Here is a 19,724-nt window from a genome sequence, read left to right on the forward strand (position 1 = left end):
TCCCCGCCCCCGTCCCACCGGTTTACGGCCGCCCTCAGAGGAGCGCCCACGCGAACACCGCCGTGACCGCGAGGGGCGTGACGACCGTCCACACCGCCCCCGGGCGGCTGCCGGGCTGGACGAAGGCGGCGGTCAGGAACAGCAGGGCCGCGGGGAGGAACAGGAACATGAGGATCTGGAAGGCGACCACTCCCCAGATCAGCAGGGCGGTGCCGATGACGAGGCAGAGCCGGGCGCACCCCCGCGCGTGCCAGAGCAGTAGCAGGGGAGTGGCGGCGGGGACCCCGGTGAGCAGGAAGAACCCGCCGAAGAGCGGACCTGTCAGCATCCCGAGGAGCGTTGCCCCTCCGGCCGCCGCCACCGCGCCCATGAGCCAGGCCCGCTGTCGCGCGGGCGCGCCCTGGGATTCCTCCGCACCGGCCATGCCGACCCCCCGGATCTTCGCGTTTGAACGCGTTCAAGAGGGAGTGTACGCCGGTTCACGGCTTGCGGAAGAGGGCGGTCCAGAGGAAGGGCTTGCCGAAGTGGGCGGAGGTTTCGGGTTCGTCGTGCATGCGGCGGATCTCCAGGGGGGTCAGGTCGCCGAAGACGGTGCGCAGGGCGGTGTCCGTGTAGGCGAGGCCGCCTTCCAGGCCGCCCAGCCGGTAGAAGTCGGCGTCGGGCCGTTCGGAGCCCATGCCGCCCTCTCCGGCGGCGAAGGCGGTCAGGGTGAAGTGGCCGCCGGGGGCGAGGACGCGGTCGAGGAGGGCGAGGTAGCCGACGCGCCGGTGGGGCGGCAGGTGGTGGAAGCAGCCGGAGTCGTGGACGAGGTCGTACGGCCCCTCCAGGGTGCCTTCCGCGAAGGCGTCGCCGCGCAGGAAGCGCACGCCCTCGGCGCCGGTCTCCCGGGCCCGTTCCTGGGCCCAGCGGACGGCGGTGGCGGAGAGGTCGACGCCGTCCGCCTGGTAGCCGAGGGAGGCGAGGTGCAGGGTGTTGCGGCCGGGCCCGCAGCCGAGGTCGAGGGCCCGCCCGGTGCGCGGCACGAGGCCCCGTTCGACGTACGAGACGAGGCTTTCGTCGGGCTTCGCCACGAAGAACGGTACGGCCCGTTCCCGGTCGGCGTAGAACGTGTCCCACCAGTCGGCCCCGCCGCCGGACCACCGGTCGGCGCCGGGCGCGAACAGTCCGTCCAGCATCGCCATGACGTCCTCGACCGTCCGCACGGTCCGCCCCTCGGCGCCCGCCGTCCCCACGGCTTCCACCACGGTTTCCGCCACCGTTTCCGTCACGCGGTTCTCCCCTCGAAGTGTGTCCCCATTTTATCTCTGTGACCATCAAATACCCAGGTCAGAGCGGGTGTTGAGGGGTGAGGGGGAGGGGTTGTACGGGGAGCGGCGGGGCCCCTGGAGGGGGTCTGGTGGGCCCGGCCCCGGCGGGCCGGGAGACGGCTCCCAGGGCCCCTTCCCGGCCCGGGAAGGGCCCTCGGGGCTCCGGGCCCGGGTGGGTTTCCCGGGCCCGTCCGGAGGCGTCACGGGCGCCCGGCGGCCGGTCCCACGGCGGCCCCGCACCCGGCCGTCCGAGGCGCGGAACCAGGGCGCGGAACCGGGACGCGAGACCGAGGCGCGAGGCCGGAACGCGGAACAGAGGCGCGGAACAGAGGCGCGGAACCGCGACGCGGCCGTGCGGAACTTACTTCTGCCGGTACGACTTCCTGGTGGCGGCCCCGTGCCGGTGGTGGACTGGTGGCGAATCCCGGCCCACGGACCACCGCGTCGCGGGTTTCCCGCGCGCACGCGCTCCTCGTACCGCCCCCGGCTCGTCGTCGGCGAGCCGTCGGCGTCCGGGGGCGTTCCTCCGGTCCGGGGCCGGCCCGCACCGCGACCGCCGTCGGTTCGGCGGCGCGGGCCGGTTCCGGGTGGCGACCGCCCACCCCTCTTCCTTCCGGTCCAGGACACAGGAGTCCCATGTCCCCCACCTCTCTGTACGGTCCCCGGGTCAGACCCCGGGGCCCGCTCCGCCCGCTGGCCCGCCTGCTGACGGCCTGTGCCGCCGCGGGGTCCCTGCTCTTCGCCGCGGCTCCCGCGCAGGCGGCGGGTTCGACCAGCTCCGACGCCTTCTACAACATGGGGTCGACGTCCCGCGCGGACTGGATGAGGAGCCTCGCCGGCACCACCTCCCTGGCGTCGGTCTCCATGCCCGGCACCCATGACACGCTGGCCATCCACGGCGGCCAGTTCGTGGAGACGCAGGCCGACCACGGCGACAGCGCCCAGACCCTGTCGGTCCAGCTCGACCGGGGCATCCGTGCCATCGACATCCGGGTGCGCGTCACCGAGAACCAGTACTTCACCGTCCACCACGCCGCGTACTACCAGCAGGCCAACTTCGACGACGTCCTGAGCAAGGCGAAGGCGTTCCTCACCGCGCACAAGGACGAGACCATCGTCATGCGCCTGAAGGCCGAGTGCCCCCAGTCGGGCGGCGGGATCGCCGACTGCAAGAACGATCCGTCCAACGTGTCGTCGGAACGGATCGCGACGATCTTCGACCTGTACGCGAAGAAGTACGACGGCCTCTTCTACAAGCCGTCGATCGAGCGGAACAGCACGGGCGCCGTGCCCACCCTCTCCCAGGCCCGGGGCAAGATCGTGCTGGGCGCCTTCGACAGCGTCGGCTACTCGTACGGGACCTCCGGCTTCAACAGCAACACCGAGGACCACTGGAAGGCACCCGGCCCCGAGGAGAAGTTCGACTACGTCAGGGCGAACCTGGAGAGGGCGGTCAAGGGCAGCGCGTCCGCGATGTACGTGACCTACTCCTCCGCCTCCACCGTCCCCACCTACTACCCCGAGGAGTTCGCGGCCGGGTTCGGGAGGTGGATGGGCCGGGAGTACGTCTGGACCGAGGGCGTCAACTCCCGGCTGATGCGCTACCTCAACGACGGCGGCGGCAACGGCCGCATCGGCATCGTCATGATGGACTTCCCCGGCTGGGCCCTGCTGGAGAACATCATCGCCCGCAACGTCGGCAACATGATCAAGGGCAGTCACCCGGCCATCTGGCTGGTCAACGACAACAAGACCTATGTGAACAGCAAGTACAACCGGTGCATGGTGCGCGGTCCCGAGTTCGACAGCTCCAAGACCGGTGGTCTGGTCACCCAGCGCGCGTGCCAGCCGACGCCGCCGGTCAGCCACCAGTGGGGGGTCGCGCAGCCCACGAGCTTCGACGCCAAGGGCTACTACTGGATCAAGTCCAGCAACGGCAGTTGCCTGACCGTCCCCTACAACAACGGCACTCCGCCGCCGGCCGGTACGCAGCTGTACTGGTGGGGCTGTGAGACCCGCTGGTTCTCGGGCAACCAGATGTGGAACGTGATTCCCATGGAGGTCGGGTTCGTGGGGACCTCCCGGACGGCCTACGCCTTCATCAACCAGTGGACGGGCCAGTGCCTGGCCATCGACCCGGCCACCGCCACCGTCGCCGGTGGCAAGGTGACCCAGGACGTCTGCCCCAAGTAGACCCACCCCGCGCAGGGCCCGCCCCCACTCGGGGGACGGGCCCTGCGTGCTGTCGTTCCGCTCAGACGGCGGCGTACGAGACGGCCCTGTCCTCCCGAAGCTGCCGCGAAGTGACAAGTAGCTCTCTGTAGCAAAGCAGGGGTGTGTTTGTCCGTGTTTTCAATCTTCTGGGGTTGTTGAGGGAGCGGTTCCGCGAGGTTGGTCCGGTCACGACGACCGGAGGGAGCGCGGGGTGCGGCAGGAGTGGGAGCCGGAGGACCTGATCGAGGTCTGGACGCTGCTGGAGGAGGACCAGGAGCGGCTGCGGAACAAGTCGGGGGCGAACCGGCTGGGGTTCGCGTTGTTGCTGAAGTTCTTCGAGGTGGAGGCCCGGTTCCCAGAGGATCCCGGGGAGATCCCGGCGCCTGCGGTGTCGTACGTGGCCCAGCAGGTGAAGGTGCCGGCCGAGGAGTGGGCCGGGTACGACTGGCAGGGCCGGGCGATCAAGCGGCACCGGGTGGAGATCCGGGGCGCGTTCGGGTTCCGGGAGTGCACCGTGGAGGACCAGGTCCAGCTCGCCGAGTGGCTGGCGGCGGAGCTGTGCGGAGTGGAGCTGAACCGGGACCGGCTGGCGGAGGCCGTGGTCGTGCGCTGCCGGGGGATCGGATGGAGCCGCCGACGCCGGGGCGCATCGCCCGCCTGGTCGGGTCGGCGGTCACCGCCTTCGAGGAGCGGTTCTGCACGGCTACCGTGGACCGGCTGTCGGCGGCGACCCGTTCCCGGCTGGACGACCTGGTTGCCGAGGACGCCGGGGCGTGATGGCTTTGCCCGGGCGCCGTTGGGCCCTCAGGCTGTGTAGTCGAGGAAGTCGGCCACACCGCGGATGTGCCGGTGGTCGGTGAACTGGCCGCGGAGGTCAGCGAGGGTGCTGGTGGTGCGGGCGGAGCCGACTCCGCCCATGGCGTCGATGACCTGGTGGCCGATGTCGAGGGCGGCGTCGATGTCGCCGAGGGCGAGGTGGGCTTCGGCCTGGCGGGCCTGGTAGATGAGGGTGCCGCGCGTCTCGCGTTCGGTGTCGTACGGGTCTTCGTGGGTGCGGGCTGCGTCGAAGTTCTCCAGGGCGCGGTGGTGCTCGCCCAGGGTGAGGGCGGAGCTGGCGGCGACCTGGTGGAGTTCGCCGTGGTTGATCCAGTACATCGACGCGAGGTCCGCCTCGGGTACGTCGGCGCGGCTGTAGGCGTCGAAGGCGGCGTCGACCTGCCGCCAGGCCGGGGTGGGCTGTCCGGCCTTGGAGTGGGCGCGGGCGGCTCGGGCGTGGAGCATGGCCATCACTCTGGGGGAGGCGATCTTGTGCCGGTCGGCGAGCGCGCCGTCGATGAGGTGGAGGGCTCCGTGCGGGTCGTTGGCGTTGTAGCGGAGGTTGGCCCAGAAGGCGAGGGTGACCGCGCCGAGGGTGGGGTCCTTCGCGGAGGCGGAGGCGCGCAGGGAGGCGATGAAGTGGCGTTCGGCGGCAGCGTGCCGGCCGGCGTCGTAGGCGCACCATCCGGCGAGCCGGGAGGCTTCCGCCCCGGCGGCGAACAGGCGCCGGCCGGTGGTCTCGGTGTAGGAGGCGTTCTTGAGGAGGCCGGTGATGAGGCGGATCTCCAGGACGGCGGCGTCGTAGACCTCGTCGGCGCCGACGGTGTCGTCGAGGTGGCGCAAGGCGTCGAGGCGGGTGTCGAACAGGCCGACGGCCTCGGCGCCGACCTGGCGGCCCGGGCCGGTGACGGCGAGGGCTGGTTCGGCGGTGATCCACTGCGCGACGGCAGCGGCCAGCGTGCTGGTGGAAGCGATCAGAAAGCCGCGCCGGTCCACGGGACCTCCCACGTCCGTCAGTGATGTGACCGTACCCGCCACCGTCCACGGCGACTCCAGAACGGCCTTGTCGTCATCGAGGGCGAGCAGGAGGAAGCCGGGCCAGCCGTAGCGGTCGACGTCGGCGAAGTCGATGCCGTGGAGGCTGGCGATGGCCAGCAGCGCGGTCCGCTCGGGGGTGACGCCCTCGCGCGTCCACCGGGTGGCCTTCTCCTTGCGGTGGGCCATCGCGCCGAAGCCGAGGGCCTGGTGACGGTCGGCCACCCGCTTGAGGTAGGCGGCCGCGGTCAGCCCGTGCCGGGCCATCAGCGTGGTCAGCGGATGGGTGTGCCGTACGGCGGTAGCGGTGATCACGGGCGCTTGACCTCCCCCGAACAGATCCCCCGAGTCTCCGCCTCTCCTCGCCGGTGAGGAAGGGCGCGTCGGGGGTGAGGCAACGGGGAGCAACCGGGGGCAACCCGCGGCAACACCCGGCGCCTTCCCGGCCGGGGTGGTGCGGCCCGAACGTGGCAGGACCCCGCCGCGAGAGAGGGGCGGGCGACCCCACCGGATTCTCGGAGGTACGTGATGCGTGTCCTCATCGACGGCCTGGACCTGTCCGGCAAGACCACCCTCACCGCCGCCCTCGCGGCCGAACTCGAAGCCCGCGGCCGCACCGTGGTCGAGCACCGCGGCTTCCTCGCCGTCCGCCACCCCGCGCGCCGGCTGCTGAAGAAGCTGCCGCTCGTACGGCAGCCCGACAGCACGCTCGTCACCACCGCCTACCTGACCGCCGGATACGTGCTGGACTCCCTGCTCGTGCGGACCCGCCGGGCCGAGCCGGCGGGCACCGTCCTGATCCAGGACGGGTACGTGGACCGCACCGTCGCCTTCGGCATGGCCGGCGGCCCGTACCTGGCGGCCGTCCTCGCGCTGCGCTGGCCGCGGGTGTTCGCCCCGTTCGACGTCGCCGTCTACCTCCACGCCCCCGCCGATGCCCGCCGCGCCCGGCTCGGCGTACGGGAGACGCCGGACGCGGTGGACATCCGCGGGGTCGAGGACGGCGAGTTCGCCGCCACCTTCACCGCGATGCTCACCCGGGGCATGGGCCGCCGCCACAGGAAGCTCCTCGTCTTCGACACCTCCGCCCACAGCCCCGAGGAGATGGCCACAGCCATCGCCGACGCCCTCCTCGGCACCCGGGCGACCGCCGTACTCCCGCTGTCCGCACTCAGAGAGCTGGAGCGTGCGGCGTGACCGCCTGGATGAGCCCGGTCGACACCGGCCTCGCCGAGGCGGCCGGGACCGCTCTGGCCCGCGTGCTCGATGGCAGGCCGCTGGTGTCCGCCGAACGGTTCGGCTCCTCGATGCGCACCTTGTACGCAGGGCCCGGGCCGATCAGGCAGGCCCGGCCGGCGCTCGCGGTCGGCTGCTACCCCGGCTGGGAGCCGGCCGCACCCGGTACGGTCCTGGCCGCCGAGGACCGTACGGGGCGCCGCGGGCCCGCCGAGCGGCACTCCTGGATGGAGGCCGTGGACGCGGACGCGGTCCGGTGGCTCGCCGAGCTCCCCAAGCCGCCGGTGATCGCCGCCTGGTACGCCACCGGCCGCCTGCGCCGCTGGGCCGGTCCCGGTGGCACGGTCGCCGCGATCGACGGCCGGCTGCGGTCCGTCATCGAGGACAAGGCCGCCTTCGACGCGCTCCTGGAAGCGGCCGGGGTGCCGCAGCGGATGAGGATCCCGTGCGTACGGATCGACGGGATGCTGCCCTCGCTCGCCGAGCTGCGACGGCGGGTGGGATCGGCGCGGCTGGTCGTGCAGGCCGGGGCGGACTCCGGCGGCCGGGGCACCGTCTTCGTCGACCACGACGCCGACCTGGCGCGCGCGGCGGCCTTGTCCGGCCCGTACAAGGTCGCCGCGTTCATCACCGGCTGGTCGTCGAACACCACGGTCCTGTCCGTCCCCACCGCTTCGGGCGGGGTCGCCTTGTACGTCGACCGCCCGTCGCACAAGGCGGTCGGGATCGCCGAGGCCGGGATCGGGCCGGGCAAGAGCGCCGGGAACGACTGGTCGCGCCCCTGGCCCGAGGAGGCGTCGGCCGAGCTGGTGGACGCGGCCGTCCGGATCGGCCGGCATCTGTGGGCCGAGCACCGGATGGCGGGGTTGTTCGGGCTCGACGCGCTGCTGACGGCCGAGGGCCGGGTGATGTTCAACGAGATCAACTGCCGCAACCAGGGCACTACCGAGGTCTCCGCGGTCAACCAGCAGCTGCGCGGTCTGCCGCCGTTCCTCGCCGCCCACCTCACCGTGGTCCTCGGCGGCCGGCCCGACTGGCTTCCGGACCCCGATGGCTTCAACGAGGCCACCCTCCACGCGGCTGCGCGGGGCGGGCCCGGGCCGTACTACCTCAAGCTCCGCCACCGCGGGGCCGAGCCGGTCCGGGTGAGCGGGCTGGGCGGGCCCGGCGTCTACCGAGCGGAGGGCGGCCGCCTCGTCTGGGTGCGGCCCGGCGCCCACCCGGCGTGTGCGAACGCCGACCTCGGCGAGGCGCTGTTGGCGAACCTGCCCGCCGAGCACGTGGTGTGCCTGCCCGGCGCCGAACTCGGCACCGCCGAAGCGCTCACCGCCGGCCCCGGCACCCCCTTCGCCGCTCCGCACCAGCTGTCCGTCTTCGGCGACGCCGTCCTCGACGCGCTCGCCGCCCACCTCACCCCCGTCCGATCCGACTCCCGCGAGGTGACACCGTCATGACCACCACCACACCCGCCACGACCACGACCGTGGTGCCCGGACTGCTCGACCAGCTGCGGACGCTGCCCGACGAGGCGTTCACCCGCGTCCAGTACATCGCGCCGCAGGTCGGCTGCTTCAACGGGTGCGCCATGTGCTCCCAGTTCGCCGGCCGCGACACCTGGGGCCTCACCCGCGAGGGCCTCACCGGCCTGTTCACCAGCCTCGGCCAGGTCGCCGCCGAGCGGGACCTGGCCGTCGCCTCCGGCCGGATCCACCGCCCGCGCGTGGTCTTCCCCTACCTGGACAACGACATCGGCTCCTACCCGCACCTCGACCGCTACGCCGAGCTCGCCCGCGACGTCCTGGGCGTGAAGCTGCGCGTCTCCACCGTCGGCTACTCCTCCCGCTCCGACCACCTGACGGCGATGCACGAGCGCCTGGTGGCCGAGCACACCGGCTCCTTCGACGGGGTGCGGTTCTCCATCACCCCCTACACCCTCGGGTTCACCGGCCGCTCCGGCACCGACCGCCAGGCGTACGTCGACGATCTCGCCGCGGGTCTGCGCACGTACCGGCCGCTGCTCGACGCGCTCGGGCACGGCGCCGCCACGGCCGCGTGCGAGCTCCGCTTCGCCCCGCTCGTCGGCATCGGCGAGCTGACCGACACCCACATCGACGGCCACCGCGTCCTCGCGACCGGCCCCCACCTGCTCATCTCCCGCCACCGCAGCGCCGGCGAGCTGCGGGAGACGGTGATCGAGCGCCTGGACGAGCACACCCAGCCGGTCTACTCCCACCCCGGGGCCCCGTACCTGCACATCCGCTCCGAGACCGCCGAGCCGACGGCGGCGACCGTACGGGCCGCGCTCGACAACACCCTCGACGTCCCGCACCAGGCCCGCCAGGTGCGGCTGCACCGCTTCTCCAACGCCGACGGCCCGTACTGGGCGGCCGACCCCGACTTCCACCCGGACGGCACCTTCACCGCCCTGCACCTCTACCCGGCCACGTCCGTCCGCCCGAACTCCGGCTACACCGACGCCACCCGCCCCTTCCTCAACACGCTCCTCGCCCACAAGCGGGGCCGCGGGCTCGGGCGCCGCGACGAGTTCGAGAACGCCACCGGCACGGACGTCGACGCCGTACTCGACGCGCTCGCCGCCCAGGCCGAAGAGCTGGAGTCGGTCGACACCCGGGCGGCCGCCCACCTGCGTGAGCAGGTCCACCCGCAGATCGCCGCGTACGCGGCGGCGCTGGAGCGGGCCGGCTACCCGCCGCGCCTGTTCTTCTCCCGCGCCTTCACCATCGACACCGGCCAGATCGTCAACCAGGGCCGCGCCGAGCACCTGTTCCGCGGGCTGACCGGCACCAACGGCGAGCCGATGACCCCGCGCGAGGAACGCGGCTTCGGCCAGGCGAGCCTGTCCACCGTCCGGGGCCCGATCTGGCGGATCACCCCGCTACCCCTCACCCCGACCGGGCGTCTGCCCATCGCCCTCGCCGGGAAGAAGAACCAGACCACGAGCGCCCCGAGCCTGCTCGTCGAGGAGCTCGATCCCTGCCACCTCTCCCCGGTCATGCGGACCACCGGCTGCCGCCTGCGCCGGCACGTGCTGACCCTGCCGGACGGCTTCATCGAGCACACCAGCATGGCGCAGGGCCGCGCCGCGTTCGCGCTGCCGGGCCTGCCCGCTTCCTGAACGACCGGCGCCGGGCGGGCGGGTGAAAGAGGGGCAGAGCCCGCCCGGGCCGCTGGGGCGGCCGCGATACTGGCCGCCATGACCAGCACACCCGAAACCCCCGCCGCGGCCCCGTTCTCCCGGATCAAGATCCGGACCGGGGCCCTGGTGTTCTGCGGCGACGACGTCGCCCTGATCCGCCGCGACCGCGCCGGCTCCACCCACTACACCCCGCCCGGCGGCAACGTCGAACACGGTGAAGACCTCGACCAAGCGCTCGCCCGCGAGCTCGCCGAGGAGCTCGACCTCGATGTCGACCAGGCCGAGGGCGGCGACCTGATGTGGGTCGTCGACCAGCGCGTCACCCGCCCCGGCCCCACACCGCCGCCGCGCAAGCTCCACCTGATCTACCGCCTCCACATCACCCCCGAACTCCGCGCCACCCTCGCCGAGGTCGAGCTGGACGAACTGCCCGACGGCAGCCACGAGACCGGCGTCATCGAGTGGATCGACTACCGCAAGACCGCCGAACTGCCGATCTTCCCGCCCATCGGGCCCGCTCTCGCCGCCCTGGCCGACCCCCGCGCCGCCGTCACCGACGCCGCCCTCGAAGCCGTTACCGACGAGAACTACACCTGGGTCGTGTGACATGAAGTCGCACGGAATGAGTAATTTCTTACACCGGAGGAAAAATGGGAAGAAATTCGGGCTAATACTCAGAGCCTGTCCCCATCTCGGCGTGCGTCGCTGGTAACGGTGGGGTGCGAAACCCGGGACAAAAGCCCAACTCGCAGCGCGTGAGGATCTCATCGGTGAGGGGGCCACGCCGGTACTTGGGCGTGAAGACCAAGTGGGCGTGGAGGGTGTGGACGACGGTTCTACCCCTGCGAATGTCGGGGTTCGGCTCTCATCGAGGTGACATAGGTCAACGCTACGATCATGGCCGTGAAGCTCGTGACTCAGGTGAAGCTGATGCCGGAGGCCGATCAGGCCGCCGCGCTGCGCTCCACTCTGCGCACGGTCAACGAGGCCGCCTGCTGGGTGTCGGCGGTGGCGTTCGAACAGGGTGTGCCGCGTGAGTACGAGCTGCGCAAGCACACCTACACCGAGTTGAAGGCGCGGGGGCTGGGGGCGCAGGCCGCGCAGCATGTCATCAGGAAGACCCGCGACGCCTACACCGCGTTGAAGGCGAACATCCGGGCGGGGAACCTGGGCAAGCCGGGTTCGAAGCGTCGGATCAAGGCGGAGTCCAAGCCGGTCACGTTCCGGCCCGAGGCGGCGCAGCCGTATGACGACCGGTGCCTGTCCTGGCAATACGACCAGCAGACCGTGAGTATCTGGACCACCGCAGGTCGGATCAAGAACGTCCGCTTCGCCTGCTCTCCCGGCGCGCTCAGGACATTGCGGGAGTACCGCAAGGGCGAAGCCGACCTGATCGAGCGCGATGGCGTGTTCTACCTGGTCGCCGTGTGCGAGGTGCCCGAGGCCCCGCTGAACGAGGACCCTGCCGGGTTCGTCGGCGTTGACCTCGGCATCATCAACATCGCCACCACGTCCACCGGCTACCGCGCCGCCGGGCGCGGCCTGAACCGGCACCGCAAGCGGCAGCTCGACCTGCGGCGCAAGTTGCAGGCCAAGGGCACCAAGTCCGCGAAGCGCCTGCTCAAGAAGCGCTCCCGCAAGGAAGCCCGGCACACCGCCAACGTCAACCACGTCGTCTCGAAGACGATCGTCACCGCCGCTGAACGCACCGGCTCCGGTATCGCCCTGGAAGACCTCACGGGCATCCGCGGCCGGGTACGGCTCCGCAAGGACCAGCGGACCTCCCTGCACTCGTGGAGCTTCCAGCAGCTCGGCGCGTTCCTTGAGTACAAGGCACGCCGGGCCGGGGTGCCGCTGGTGTACGTCGATCCGGCGTACACCAGCCGGCAGTGCTCCGAGTGCGGCCATATCGACCGGCGCAACCGCCAGTCGCAAGCGACGTTCGCGTGCCGGGCCTGCGGGTTCCTGTCCAACGCGGACGACAACGCGTCCCGCAACCTCGCCCGCAAGGGCGTAACCGTGTGGACCGCGGGGCGTGAGTCACGCGTCCCTGCCACCCCATAAGGGGTGTCTGGACGGAGGAGCCAACCCAGCAGCCAGTCGGGCGCTACCTCCAAACCCGGCCCTTCAGGACCGGGTCAAGTTGACGAGGACAGGGCCGAGACGAACGCGGCCCACGCGGTGGGGGCGAGGGCGAGCTGGGGTCCGTCGAGGCACTTGGAGTCGCGGACGTGGACGGTGGTGGGGCAGGCGGCGAACTCGACGCAGGATTCACCGTTGTTGCCGCTGCTGTAGCTGCTCTTGCGCCAGTCGAGGGCGACTTCGATGCAGGATTCGCCGTCGGTGCCGCTGCTGTAACTGCTCTTGAACCAGACGAGTTCGGAGGTGGGTCCGGGCGGGGTGTCGCGGATCATGTCTCTCCTTGGCAGTCGGTGCTCCGGTGAAGCGGAATCAGACGGCGGCGTACGAGACGAACGCGGCCCACGCGGTGGGGGCCAGGGCGAGCTGGGGTCCGTCGAGGCACTTGGAGTCGCGGACGTGGACGGTGGTGGGGCAGGCGGCGAACTCGACGCAGGATTCACCGTTGTTGCCGCCGCTGTAGCTGCTCTTGCGCCAGTCGAGGGCGACCTCGATGCAGGATTCGCCGTCGTTGCCACTGCTGTGGCTGCTCTTGAACCAGACGAGTTCGGAGGTGGGTCCGTGCGAGGTGTCGCGGATCATGGCTCTCCCAACGGTCGATGTTCCGGTGGGGCGGACGGCGATCCGTCCGCCCCATCGTTCAGGACGGCCTCAGACGGCCGCGTACGAGACGAAGTTGGCCCACGCGGTGGGTGCCAGGGCGAGCTGGGGGCCGCCGAGGCACTTGGAGTCGCGGACGTGGATGGTGGCGGGGGTGGTGGCGATCTCGATGCAGGATTCGCCGTTGGTCCCGCTGCTGTAGCTGCTTTTGAACCAGGACAGTTCGGAGGCGTCCCCGGCCGGGGTGTTGCGGATCATGTTTCTCCCAGCAGTTGTTCGATGAGAGCAAGCGACTCCCGAGGCGGAAGCGCCTGCGCTCGGATGGTGCCATATTGCAGCTCAAGGATGCGGATCTTCCTCGGTTCGAAGACCGTGCTTCCGTTGAACTCGCCGTCCGAGCGCCCCACCGCCGTACCGTCCGGGAACTTCAACAGCTCGATCCTGCCGTCCAGCCCCGGGTGGGCGTCCGTGTTCGTCGGCATGATCTGAAGCGTGACGTGCCGCATGCGGCCCACCTCCAGCAGACGTTCGAGCTGCTGTCGCCACGCCATTGTGCCCCCAACCCGACGATGCAGCGGGGCCTCTTCCATGACGAAGTGAATCGACGGGGCCGGGTCCCTTTCGAAGACCGACTGGCGGGCCAGACGAGCGGCCACCATGCGCTCCACGTTGTCCGGCGAGTACGGCGGCTGCGCGGCCCCGATCAGGATGCGGGCGTGCTCCGGCGTCTGGAGCAGGCCGTGGATGCTGTTGGACTCGTAGACCCCGATCTCGACCGCCTTGCCCTCCAGCTTCGCCATGTCCCGCACCTTCTTCGGGTACCGGACCTTCTTGACGTCCTCCTTCATCGCGGCGATCAGGCCGCGCGCGTCCAGGACCTGGTCGGCCTTGTCCAGGAACTCGGGGCGGGGGATCCGCTTCCCGCCCTCGATCTTGTAGATGAGCGCCTCGCCGTAGCCGACGGCTTCGCCGAAGACGGCGGCGCGCATGCCGACCGCCTCGCGCCGGAGCTTCAACTGCCGTCCCACGGTGGCGATGACGGCGACACCCCACTCGTCATTGGGGTCCACGTCCCAACCGGGCTCGTCCGCCTCGTCCGTAAGGTTCTGCGCACCGTCGTCCACCACCATCTCGCACCTTTCCCTCGCGTCCTCACGACGCCTCAGATCTACCCGGGCGAACGACTCGGACAGGCCGGACAGCGCTGGACAGACTCCGGACAGTGACCGTCCGCATCGGATGCGGAGTCGTGTCCGGGTGCGGCCGGCGGCGTGCCCGAGTCGTGCGCCACGGGACGACTGTGAGCGCAACGGAACGTGTCCACAGCGAATATGGGAAACGGGTTGCCGGACGCCGCCGCCTGTGCTGTGGAGGGGTGGGGTGAGTTGTCCACCGGAGTACGGCTGGGCTGTGGATAACTTCTGGGGAATCCGGTTCACCGAAGGCCGGGATCCCGGCCTTCGGTGGCCTGGCCGCTCCCTACCAAGGGGCGACGACAGCAGAAGGAAGAACCAACCCGACCCCACCCGCCTCCCCGCGAAGGCGCTGGTCACCCGCGAGGGTGAATATGCCAACTGAGCGGTCTTTTGGGTGGGTTGTCTGATCTACGCTCGGCCTGACCGAACTCCAGACACACATGAGTCGGCCCCCGGCGGGACTTGCACTCCCGGCGAGGGCCTGACCAATCGAGGAAGCCAGAAACCTTCCTGATGGATACCCAGAACATTACTGCCTGCCCTCCCTCCGCGTCCCCGGACTCGGAGAAGAAGCGCCGTACCCGACCGCGTCGGCGCAGCATCCGGGTGCACTGCCGGGGGATGCGTTTCGGCGGCGTGATCCACGACAACGTCCGGCACGCCAGGGACTTCCTGATGGTCGGCAACCACCTCGGCCGCAACGTGAAGCTGTCGCCCAACGCGATCGGGCTCTCCGTGCACATCCAGAACGTGCCCGAGGGCGGCGAGATCAGCGTCCAGAGCCTCTACGAGCGCTTCCGCGAGTCGGGCACCAGCAAGGCGACGATCGCCAAGGGGCTGCGGGAACTGGAGGAACACGGCTACCTGAGCCGGATCGTGGTCCAGGACGACGAGGGCCAGTTCGCGACGGTGACGATCTCCCACAACTACCCGGCCCGCTACCGAAACCCCGCCGACCGGGAACTCCCACCCCTCCGCCGAACCCCCGCCTCCCCGGTGACAACCGAAATCCTCGCCCTCCTCCAGCCCACCCCACCCACCAGCGCCGACCTCCCACCCACCGGCGCCGAACCTCCGTCCCGTCCGCCCACCGGCGCCGAGCCCCCGCCCTGTCCACCCACCGGCGACGACCCCCCACCCACCGGCGCCGAACCTCCGTCCCGTCCGCCCACCGGCGGCGACCTCCCGGCCTGTCCGCCCACCGGCGACGAGCCCCCGGCCCGTCCGCCCGTACGACCCTCGTCCCGGCCGTCCGCGCGGCCGGCCCAGCCGCCTATGCGCCCCCCGGCCCAGCCGCCCGTACGGCCCCCGGTCCAGCCGCCCGTACGCCCCCCGGTGCAGCCGTCCACGCGGCCCCCGGCGCCCGCGCAGCCCCCGGCGGCGACCGTCCCGCCGCCCCGCCGCCCGCGCCCCGCACCCGCCCGGCCCCGGGCGCTGCCTCCCGTACCGCAGCCGCTGTTCCCCGCGCGGGCGCTCCTGGAGACGGCCTGGACGGTGGTGGCGGGGCTGCGCCGGGAGGACCCGAGGCTGCTGGTCTCCGAGACCGATGCCGAACACCTGACCTCAGGGGTTGCCGCCTGGCTCGAACGTGACCTCACCCCCGAAGACGTCACCCGGGCCCTCGCCCACGACCTGCCGCCCGACCCCCTTTACCGCCCGGCCGCCCTGATCGCCCACCGCCTCACCCACGACCTCCCACCCCTCCCCTCCTTCCAGCCCCCGACCCCACCCCTCCACCCCCTCCAGAACTGCGACAAATGCGACCGCGCCCACCGCGCCCCACAAGCGGGCCCGTGCCCGGCCTGCACACCCTGAACGGCAGATCCCCGAAATCCACCGCCTGTGGATAACCCTGTGGAAAGCCCTGTGGACAACTCTCCCTCCCCGGCTGCCCGTTCCCCCCTCCACCAACGCCCGAGGAACCCATGGTCAACCCGCCCCACGAGGCGCTGCACCGGATCTTCCAGCACGATCCGATGCTGTTCAGCCGACTGTCGAGGCTGCTGGGGATCCGCCTCCCCACCCCCGTCGAGGCCGTTCTCCTGCCCACCGACCTCACCGAGACGAAACCCGTCGAACGCCGGGTGGACACCCTCCTGAAGTTCGACAGCGCGACGGAGGGATCCCTGCTCCTGGCCATCGAGTCGCAGGGCAAGAAGGACCCGGCCAAGCACGCCAGCTGGGCGTACTACGCCGCGTACCTGTGGACGAAGTACCAACTGCCGACCGCACTGCTCGTCGTCTGCCAGAACCGGGCCACCGCCGCGTGGGCCGCACGGGAGGTGGCCTGCGGGCCGCCCGGCATGCCGACCCTCATCGTCCGCCCCACCGTCGTGGGCCCCCACAACATGCCGGTCATCGCCGACCCGGTCCGGGCCCGGGGAGACCTGGCCCTCGCCACCCTGTCGGCCATCACCCACGCGGGTGATCCGGACATCGGTGACATACTGAAAGCACTGTCCACGGCACTCCGGGACCTGCCCGAGGAGGTCGCGGACCCCCTCATCGAGTTCACCGCGCAGGGGCTCAGCAAGCGCCCGGCCCAGAAGATCTGGAGGAACCTGGTGGCCACGGACCTCTCCTTCTACAAGTCGTACCTTTCCGAGGAGCTTCGGGCGGAAGGCCGTACCGAGGGGCTGGCGCAGGGCGGTATCGACGCCATACTGCTCGTCCTGGAGCAGCGCGGACTCGACGTCTCCGACGAGGTGCGCGACCGGGTCACCGCCTGCGACGACCCGGACGTGCTGCGCGGCTGGCTCGCCCGCGCCGTCACCGCCGCCACCGCCGAGGAGATTTTCGCGGACGGCTGACATCCTCCGCCGGGGGCGAACGGACTGCCTGGTACGGGAGTTCGGGTGGTCCACTGGGCCGCATGGACATTCTGGTGCTGGGCGGGACGGCATGGGTGGGCCGCGAAGTGTCGCGGCGGGGGCTGGCGCGGGGGCACGCGGTGACGTGTCTCGCGCGCGGGGAGAGCGGAGGGGTGGCCGAGGGGGCCGAGCTGGTGGTCGCGGACCGGCGGGAGCCGGGGGCGTACGACGCGGTGCGGGAGCGGGACTGGGACGCCGTGGTCGAGGTGTCCTGGCAGCCCGGCTTCGTCCGGGAGGCGCTCGCCGCCGTCGGCCCCCGGGCCCGGCACTGGACGTACGTCTCGTCCGGGAACGTCTACGCCTCGCACGCCGAGATCGGCGCCGACGAGTCCGCCGCCCTGCTGGAGCCGACCGCACTCGACGAGGTCGACCGGGAGCTGTACGGGGAGGCGAAGGTCGCCTGCGAGCTGGCCTCCGGCGCGGCCGTCGGCGACCGGCTCCTGATCGCCCGGGCCGGGCTCATCGGCGGGCCCGGCGACATCAGCGACCGCACCGGCTACTGGACGGCCCGCGCCGCCCGCGACCCCGAGGGCCCGCTCCTCGTCCCCGACGAGCCCGACCTGCCCTCCCGCGTCGTGGACGTCCGCGACCTCGTCGACTGGATCCTCGACTCCGCCGAGAAGGGGCTGACCGGCGCGTACGACGCCGTCGGGCCGAACGTCACCCTCGGCGACTGGATCACCCTGTCCCGCGCCGCCGCCGGACACACCGGCGAGGTCGTCCCGGCCGACCAGAGCTGGCTGCTCGCCCAGGGCGTCACGGAGTTCATGGGCCCCGAATCGCTGCCCCTGTGGATCGTCGCCGCCGACTGGAGCGGCTTCCAGGCCCGCTCCGGCGCCGCCGCCCTCGCCGCCGGACTCCGCCACCGCCCCCGCGAGACGATGATCGCCGACACCCTGGCCTGGGAACGCGAACGGGGCCTCGACCGCGACCGCCGCGCCGGCCTCACCCCCGCCAAGGAAGCCGAACTGCTGGCCGCGCTGGGGAAGTAGCGGCACCCCGCCGGGAGGCCGGGCCGGGCCCGTGCCCGCGCGGCGGTCCGGTCAGGCCAGCCAGCGGGCGCCGTGGCGGTGCCGGGCCGGCGGGACGTCCACGGTGTCCGCCGCGTCGAGGTCGAGCGGGCCGCCCGGGGTGCGGGCCAGGCGGCGGACCGCGCCGAGCCGGGCCCGGAGGTCCTGGCGGGCGCGGCGCTCCAGCCGGGCCGCCCAGCGGCCCACGGCGGGGTCGTGCTGGTGGCGCGGGAGCCAGTGGACGGCGACGTGGCGGCGGACGCGGTGGACGCGGTGGGTGGGGCGGACACGGTCGGTGGCGGCGGGAGCGCCCACCGGGCCCTCGGTGCGGGAGGCGTACCGGAGGTCGTACAGGGTCAAGGCGTGCCAGGGGGAGCCGGGCGGGGTCCCGTCGGTGGCCTCTGTGTCCCAGGCGGCGCGGGTGAGGTGGTGCGCGGTGCGGGACATCGGGACTCCGATCCGGTGCGGGCGGGCGCGGGGGACGGGGGCGGGGGACGGGTGCGGGGGTGCGCGGGTGTGGGAAGGCGGCGGGGCCTTTCAGGGGTGCCGCCGCCTTTCGGGTGGGGTCAGACCTTGGCCGGTTCGGGGGTGGGCTCGGTGGGGGTGGTGGCCGGGGTGGTGTGCGGTGCCGCTTCGGGGTCGATGTCGAACTCCTCGATCATCTCGCGGCTGAAGCCCCAGAAGTAGGTCGCGGTGAAACCGGCGGCGTAGCCGACGAGCAGCCCGCCCGCGTAGATCGCGATCGTCGTGCCGAGGCCCTTGTCGCCGTCGAGGAGCGGGAAGAGCGCCCAGCCGGACGGGCCGATCGCGGTGGAGCCGACCTTGTCGCCCAGCATGCTGAACAGGCCGACGAAGCCGCCGCCGAACGCGCCGCCCACGCAGGCCGTGACGAAGGGGCGGCCCAGCGGCAGCGAGACGCCGTAGATCAGCGGCTCGCCGACGCCGAGGAAACCGGCCGGGAGCGCGGACCTGATCGTGCGGCGGATCGAACCGTTGCGGGGCAGCTTCAGGTAGACCGCCATCGCCGCGCCGACCTGGCCCGCGCCCGCCATCGCCAGGATGGGCAGGAGGACGGTGTAGCCCTGCTGCTCGATGAGGGTGGTGTGGATGGGGATGAGCGCCTGGTGCAGGCCCAGCATCACCAGCGGCAGGAACAGGCCGCCGAGGAGGAAGCCCGCGCCCGCGCCCGCGTGCGCCAGGAGCCAGTTCGCGAAGTCGCCGATGGCCTGCGAGACCTCGCCCGCCACGTACATCAGGCCGAAGACCGTGACCAGGCCGGAGACGAGCACCGTGAGGGTGGGGGTGACCAGGACGTCCAGCGACTCCGGCACCCACCTGCGGCACCACTTCTCCACGTACACGGCGAGGACCGCCGCGCCGAGCGCGCCGAGGACGCCGCCCTGGCCGGGCGAGAGCTGCTGCCCGAAGACCTCGATCTTGGCGACGCCCGGGTAGACGATGATCGCCGCGACCGCGCCGCCGAGGACGGGCGTGCCGCCGAACTCCTTGGCCGTGTTGTAGCCGACGAAGACCGCGATGAGGGCCATGAAGCCGCTCGCGACGGCGGCGAGCGCCGGGGTGACGCCGGGCAGCCGACCGAGGTTGACCAGCAGGCCGTTGAGACCGGCGATGATGCCGCAGCCGATGAGGGCGGGGATCAGCGGCACGAAGATGTTCGCGATCTTCCGCAGGAAGAGCTTGAAGGGGGTGGAGTTCTTCGCCTTCCGGGCGGCCTTGAGGGCGGCGCCCCGGTCGGCCAGCTCCTCGGCGGTGTGCCCGGCCCCGGGCGCGGCGGCGCCGGTCTCTCCGGCGGGGGCGCCCTCGGCCACCAGGGCCTCGAACGCGGGGGTGACGCGGGCGACCGTGCCCGGCCCCAGGACGATCTGGTACGTGTCGTCCTCCACCGTGCCCAGCACGGCCGGCAGGGCCTTCAGCGCCTCCTCCCGGACGAGCGAGCGGTCGCGCAGACCCAGCCGGAGCCGGGTCATGCAGTGGGCGACGGAGGTGATGTTCCCGGCGCCGCCGACGAGGGGGAGGATCGCGGCGGCGGTGGCGCGGTTCTTGTCGTCTGTGCTCATGGTGCGGTGGTGCCTTCGGTGCGGGGGGTGTTCGGTACGGGGTGTTCCGTGGGGGGCGCTCGGTAC

The 19,724-nt window shown here is 71.9% G+C and carries 19 protein-coding genes and 1 pseudogene; 10 read left to right on the forward strand and 10 right to left on the reverse strand.

Features of this window, described 5'->3' with window-relative positions; translation table 11 throughout:
• Positions 1-34: 34 nt before the first annotated feature.
• Together IE219_RS00650 and IE219_RS00655 are read right to left on the reverse strand one after the other, a co-directional pair.
• The gene (locus IE219_RS00650; RefSeq protein WP_189974312.1) at positions 35-424 is read right to left on the reverse strand and encodes a hypothetical protein; all 390 of its coding nucleotides are present in this window, start codon (positions 422-424) and stop codon (positions 35-37) included.
• Positions 425-479: 55 nt separating this feature from the next.
• Positions 480-1,181 (reverse strand): class I SAM-dependent methyltransferase, encoded by a 702-nt coding sequence (locus tag IE219_RS00655; RefSeq protein ID WP_189974944.1) that lies wholly within the window; start codon positions 1,179-1,181, stop codon positions 480-482.
• Between the two features lie 762 nt (positions 1,182-1,943).
• Here IE219_RS00655 and IE219_RS00660 point away from each other — a divergent pair.
• Complete coding sequence (locus IE219_RS00660) at positions 1,944-3,500, forward strand: phosphatidylinositol-specific phospholipase C domain-containing protein (RefSeq protein WP_189974314.1); 1,557 nt, start codon at positions 1,944-1,946, stop codon at positions 3,498-3,500.
• A gap of 232 nt (positions 3,501-3,732) precedes the next feature.
• Positions 3,733-4,338 (forward strand): DUF4158 domain-containing protein, encoded by a 606-nt coding sequence (locus tag IE219_RS00665; RefSeq protein WP_189974316.1) that lies wholly within the window; start codon positions 3,733-3,735, stop codon positions 4,336-4,338.
• On the opposite strand, the gene IE219_RS00670 is transcribed toward IE219_RS00665, so the two are convergent.
• The gene (locus IE219_RS00670; protein WP_229849519.1) at positions 4,326-5,687 is read right to left on the reverse strand and encodes an NsdA family TPR-like regulatory protein; all 1,362 of its coding nucleotides are present in this window, start codon (positions 5,685-5,687) and stop codon (positions 4,326-4,328) included. The two genes, IE219_RS00665 and IE219_RS00670, sit on opposite strands and share 13 nt — an antisense overlap.
• Before the next feature lie 213 nt (positions 5,688-5,900).
• Here IE219_RS00670 and IE219_RS00675 point away from each other — a divergent pair, with 213 nt between their 5' ends.
• The 4 genes from IE219_RS00675 to IE219_RS00690 all read left to right on the forward strand — a co-directional run bounded on the left by IE219_RS00675 (position 5,901) and on the right by IE219_RS00690 (position 10,371).
• Entirely contained in the window at positions 5,901-6,569 is a 669-nt protein-coding gene (locus IE219_RS00675) for a hypothetical protein (protein WP_189974318.1), read from the forward strand.
• A complete protein-coding gene (locus tag IE219_RS00680) occupies positions 6,566-8,062 on the forward strand; it encodes an ATP-grasp domain-containing protein (protein ID WP_189974320.1) in 1,497 nt (498 codons plus the stop codon). The genes IE219_RS00675 and IE219_RS00680 overlap by 4 nt, the downstream gene beginning before the upstream one ends.
• A complete protein-coding gene (locus tag IE219_RS00685) occupies positions 8,059-9,744 on the forward strand; it encodes a hypothetical protein (protein ID WP_189974322.1) in 1,686 nt (561 codons plus the stop codon). Before IE219_RS00680 ends, IE219_RS00685 begins: the two co-directional genes overlap by 4 nt.
• A 78-nt stretch (positions 9,745-9,822) precedes the next feature.
• Positions 9,823-10,371, forward strand: a complete 549-nt coding sequence (locus IE219_RS00690) for an NUDIX domain-containing protein (RefSeq protein ID WP_189974324.1) — start codon at positions 9,823-9,825, stop codon at positions 10,369-10,371.
• A 139-nt stretch (positions 10,372-10,510) separates the two neighbouring features.
• Here the strand turns inward: IE219_RS00690 and IE219_RS31510 are convergent.
• Positions 10,511-10,615: pseudogene (locus tag IE219_RS31510) on the reverse strand (IS200/IS605 family transposase); the annotation flags it as partial.
• Between the two features lie 47 nt (positions 10,616-10,662).
• Here IE219_RS31510 and IE219_RS00695 point away from each other — a divergent pair.
• Positions 10,663-11,829, forward strand: a complete 1,167-nt coding sequence (locus IE219_RS00695) for an RNA-guided endonuclease InsQ/TnpB family protein (RefSeq protein ID WP_189974326.1) — start codon at positions 10,663-10,665, stop codon at positions 11,827-11,829.
• Between the two features lie 74 nt (positions 11,830-11,903).
• On the opposite strand, the gene IE219_RS00700 is transcribed toward IE219_RS00695, so the two are convergent.
• The 4 genes from IE219_RS00700 to IE219_RS00715 form a co-directional block, all read right to left on the reverse strand.
• Entirely contained in the window at positions 11,904-12,179 is a 276-nt protein-coding gene (locus IE219_RS00700) for a DUF397 domain-containing protein (RefSeq protein ID WP_189974328.1), read from the reverse strand.
• Positions 12,180-12,216: 37 nt separating this feature from the next.
• The gene (locus IE219_RS00705; protein ID WP_189974329.1) at positions 12,217-12,486 is read right to left on the reverse strand and encodes a DUF397 domain-containing protein; all 270 of its coding nucleotides are present in this window, start codon (positions 12,484-12,486) and stop codon (positions 12,217-12,219) included.
• A 69-nt stretch (positions 12,487-12,555) separates the two neighbouring features.
• The gene (locus tag IE219_RS00710) at positions 12,556-12,762 is read right to left on the reverse strand and encodes a DUF397 domain-containing protein (protein ID WP_189974331.1); all 207 of its coding nucleotides are present in this window, start codon (positions 12,760-12,762) and stop codon (positions 12,556-12,558) included.
• On the reverse strand, positions 12,759-13,634 hold the full coding sequence (locus tag IE219_RS00715; RefSeq protein WP_189974333.1) for a helix-turn-helix domain-containing protein: 876 nt from the start codon (positions 13,632-13,634) through the stop codon (positions 12,759-12,761). Before IE219_RS00715 ends, IE219_RS00710 begins: the two co-directional genes overlap by 4 nt.
• 702 nt (positions 13,635-14,336) lie before the next feature.
• On the opposite strand from IE219_RS00715, the gene IE219_RS00720 reads away from it, so the two are divergent.
• The 3 genes from IE219_RS00720 (at position 14,337) to IE219_RS00730 (ending at position 17,562) form a co-directional block, all read left to right on the forward strand.
• Entirely contained in the window at positions 14,337-15,515 is a 1,179-nt protein-coding gene (locus IE219_RS00720; RefSeq protein WP_189974335.1) for a hypothetical protein, read from the forward strand.
• 110 nt (positions 15,516-15,625) lie between these two features.
• On the forward strand, positions 15,626-16,510 hold the full coding sequence (locus IE219_RS00725) for a hypothetical protein (RefSeq protein WP_189974337.1): 885 nt from the start codon (positions 15,626-15,628) through the stop codon (positions 16,508-16,510).
• Between the two features lie 62 nt (positions 16,511-16,572).
• The gene (locus IE219_RS00730) at positions 16,573-17,562 is read left to right on the forward strand and encodes a Rossmann-fold NAD(P)-binding domain-containing protein (protein WP_189974338.1); all 990 of its coding nucleotides are present in this window, start codon (positions 16,573-16,575) and stop codon (positions 17,560-17,562) included.
• Positions 17,563-17,613: 51 nt separating this feature from the next.
• On the opposite strand, the gene IE219_RS00735 is transcribed toward IE219_RS00730, so the two are convergent.
• Complete coding sequence (locus IE219_RS00735) at positions 17,614-18,027, reverse strand: hypothetical protein (RefSeq protein WP_229849570.1); 414 nt, start codon at positions 18,025-18,027, stop codon at positions 17,614-17,616.
• 119 nt (positions 18,028-18,146) lie between these two features.
• Entirely contained in the window at positions 18,147-19,658 is a 1,512-nt protein-coding gene (locus tag IE219_RS00740) for a PTS transporter subunit EIIC (RefSeq protein WP_189974340.1), read from the reverse strand.
• Positions 19,659-19,724 lie beyond the last annotated feature (66 nt).

The organism is Streptomyces termitum, assembly GCF_014650175.1.
GTDB lineage: Bacteria > Actinomycetota > Actinomycetes > Streptomycetales > Streptomycetaceae > Streptomyces > Streptomyces termitum.

Coding starts and splice junctions, on each gene's coding strand:
- IE219_RS00730 (WP_189974338.1), top strand. CDS start 16,573: ATGGACATTCTGGTGCTGGGCGGGACGGCATGGGTGGGCCGCGAAGTG.
- IE219_RS00675 (WP_189974318.1), top strand. CDS start 5,901: ATGCGTGTCCTCATCGACGGCCTGGACCTGTCCGGCAAGACCACCCTC.
- IE219_RS00695 (WP_189974326.1), top strand. CDS start 10,663: ATGGCCGTGAAGCTCGTGACTCAGGTGAAGCTGATGCCGGAGGCCGAT.
- IE219_RS00660 (WP_189974314.1), top strand. CDS start 1,944: ATGTCCCCCACCTCTCTGTACGGTCCCCGGGTCAGACCCCGGGGCCCG.
- IE219_RS00690 (WP_189974324.1), top strand. CDS start 9,823: ATGACCAGCACACCCGAAACCCCCGCCGCGGCCCCGTTCTCCCGGATC.
- IE219_RS00710 (WP_189974331.1), bottom strand. CDS start 12,762: ATGATCCGCAACACCCCGGCCGGGGACGCCTCCGAACTGTCCTGGTTC.
- IE219_RS00655 (WP_189974944.1), bottom strand. CDS start 1,181: ATGGCGATGCTGGACGGACTGTTCGCGCCCGGCGCCGACCGGTGGTCC.
- IE219_RS00705 (WP_189974329.1), bottom strand. CDS start 12,486: ATGATCCGCGACACCTCGCACGGACCCACCTCCGAACTCGTCTGGTTC.
- IE219_RS00685 (WP_189974322.1), top strand. CDS start 8,059: ATGACCACCACCACACCCGCCACGACCACGACCGTGGTGCCCGGACTG.
- IE219_RS00650 (WP_189974312.1), bottom strand. CDS start 424: ATGGCCGGTGCGGAGGAATCCCAGGGCGCGCCCGCGCGACAGCGGGCC.
- IE219_RS00715 (WP_189974333.1), bottom strand. CDS start 13,634: ATGGTGGTGGACGACGGTGCGCAGAACCTTACGGACGAGGCGGACGAG.
- IE219_RS00735 (WP_229849570.1), bottom strand. CDS start 18,027: ATGTCCCGCACCGCGCACCACCTCACCCGCGCCGCCTGGGACACAGAG.
- IE219_RS00740 (WP_189974340.1), bottom strand. CDS start 19,658: ATGAGCACAGACGACAAGAACCGCGCCACCGCCGCCGCGATCCTCCCC.
- IE219_RS00725 (WP_189974337.1), top strand. CDS start 15,626: ATGGTCAACCCGCCCCACGAGGCGCTGCACCGGATCTTCCAGCACGAT.
- IE219_RS00700 (WP_189974328.1), bottom strand. CDS start 12,179: ATGATCCGCGACACCCCGCCCGGACCCACCTCCGAACTCGTCTGGTTC.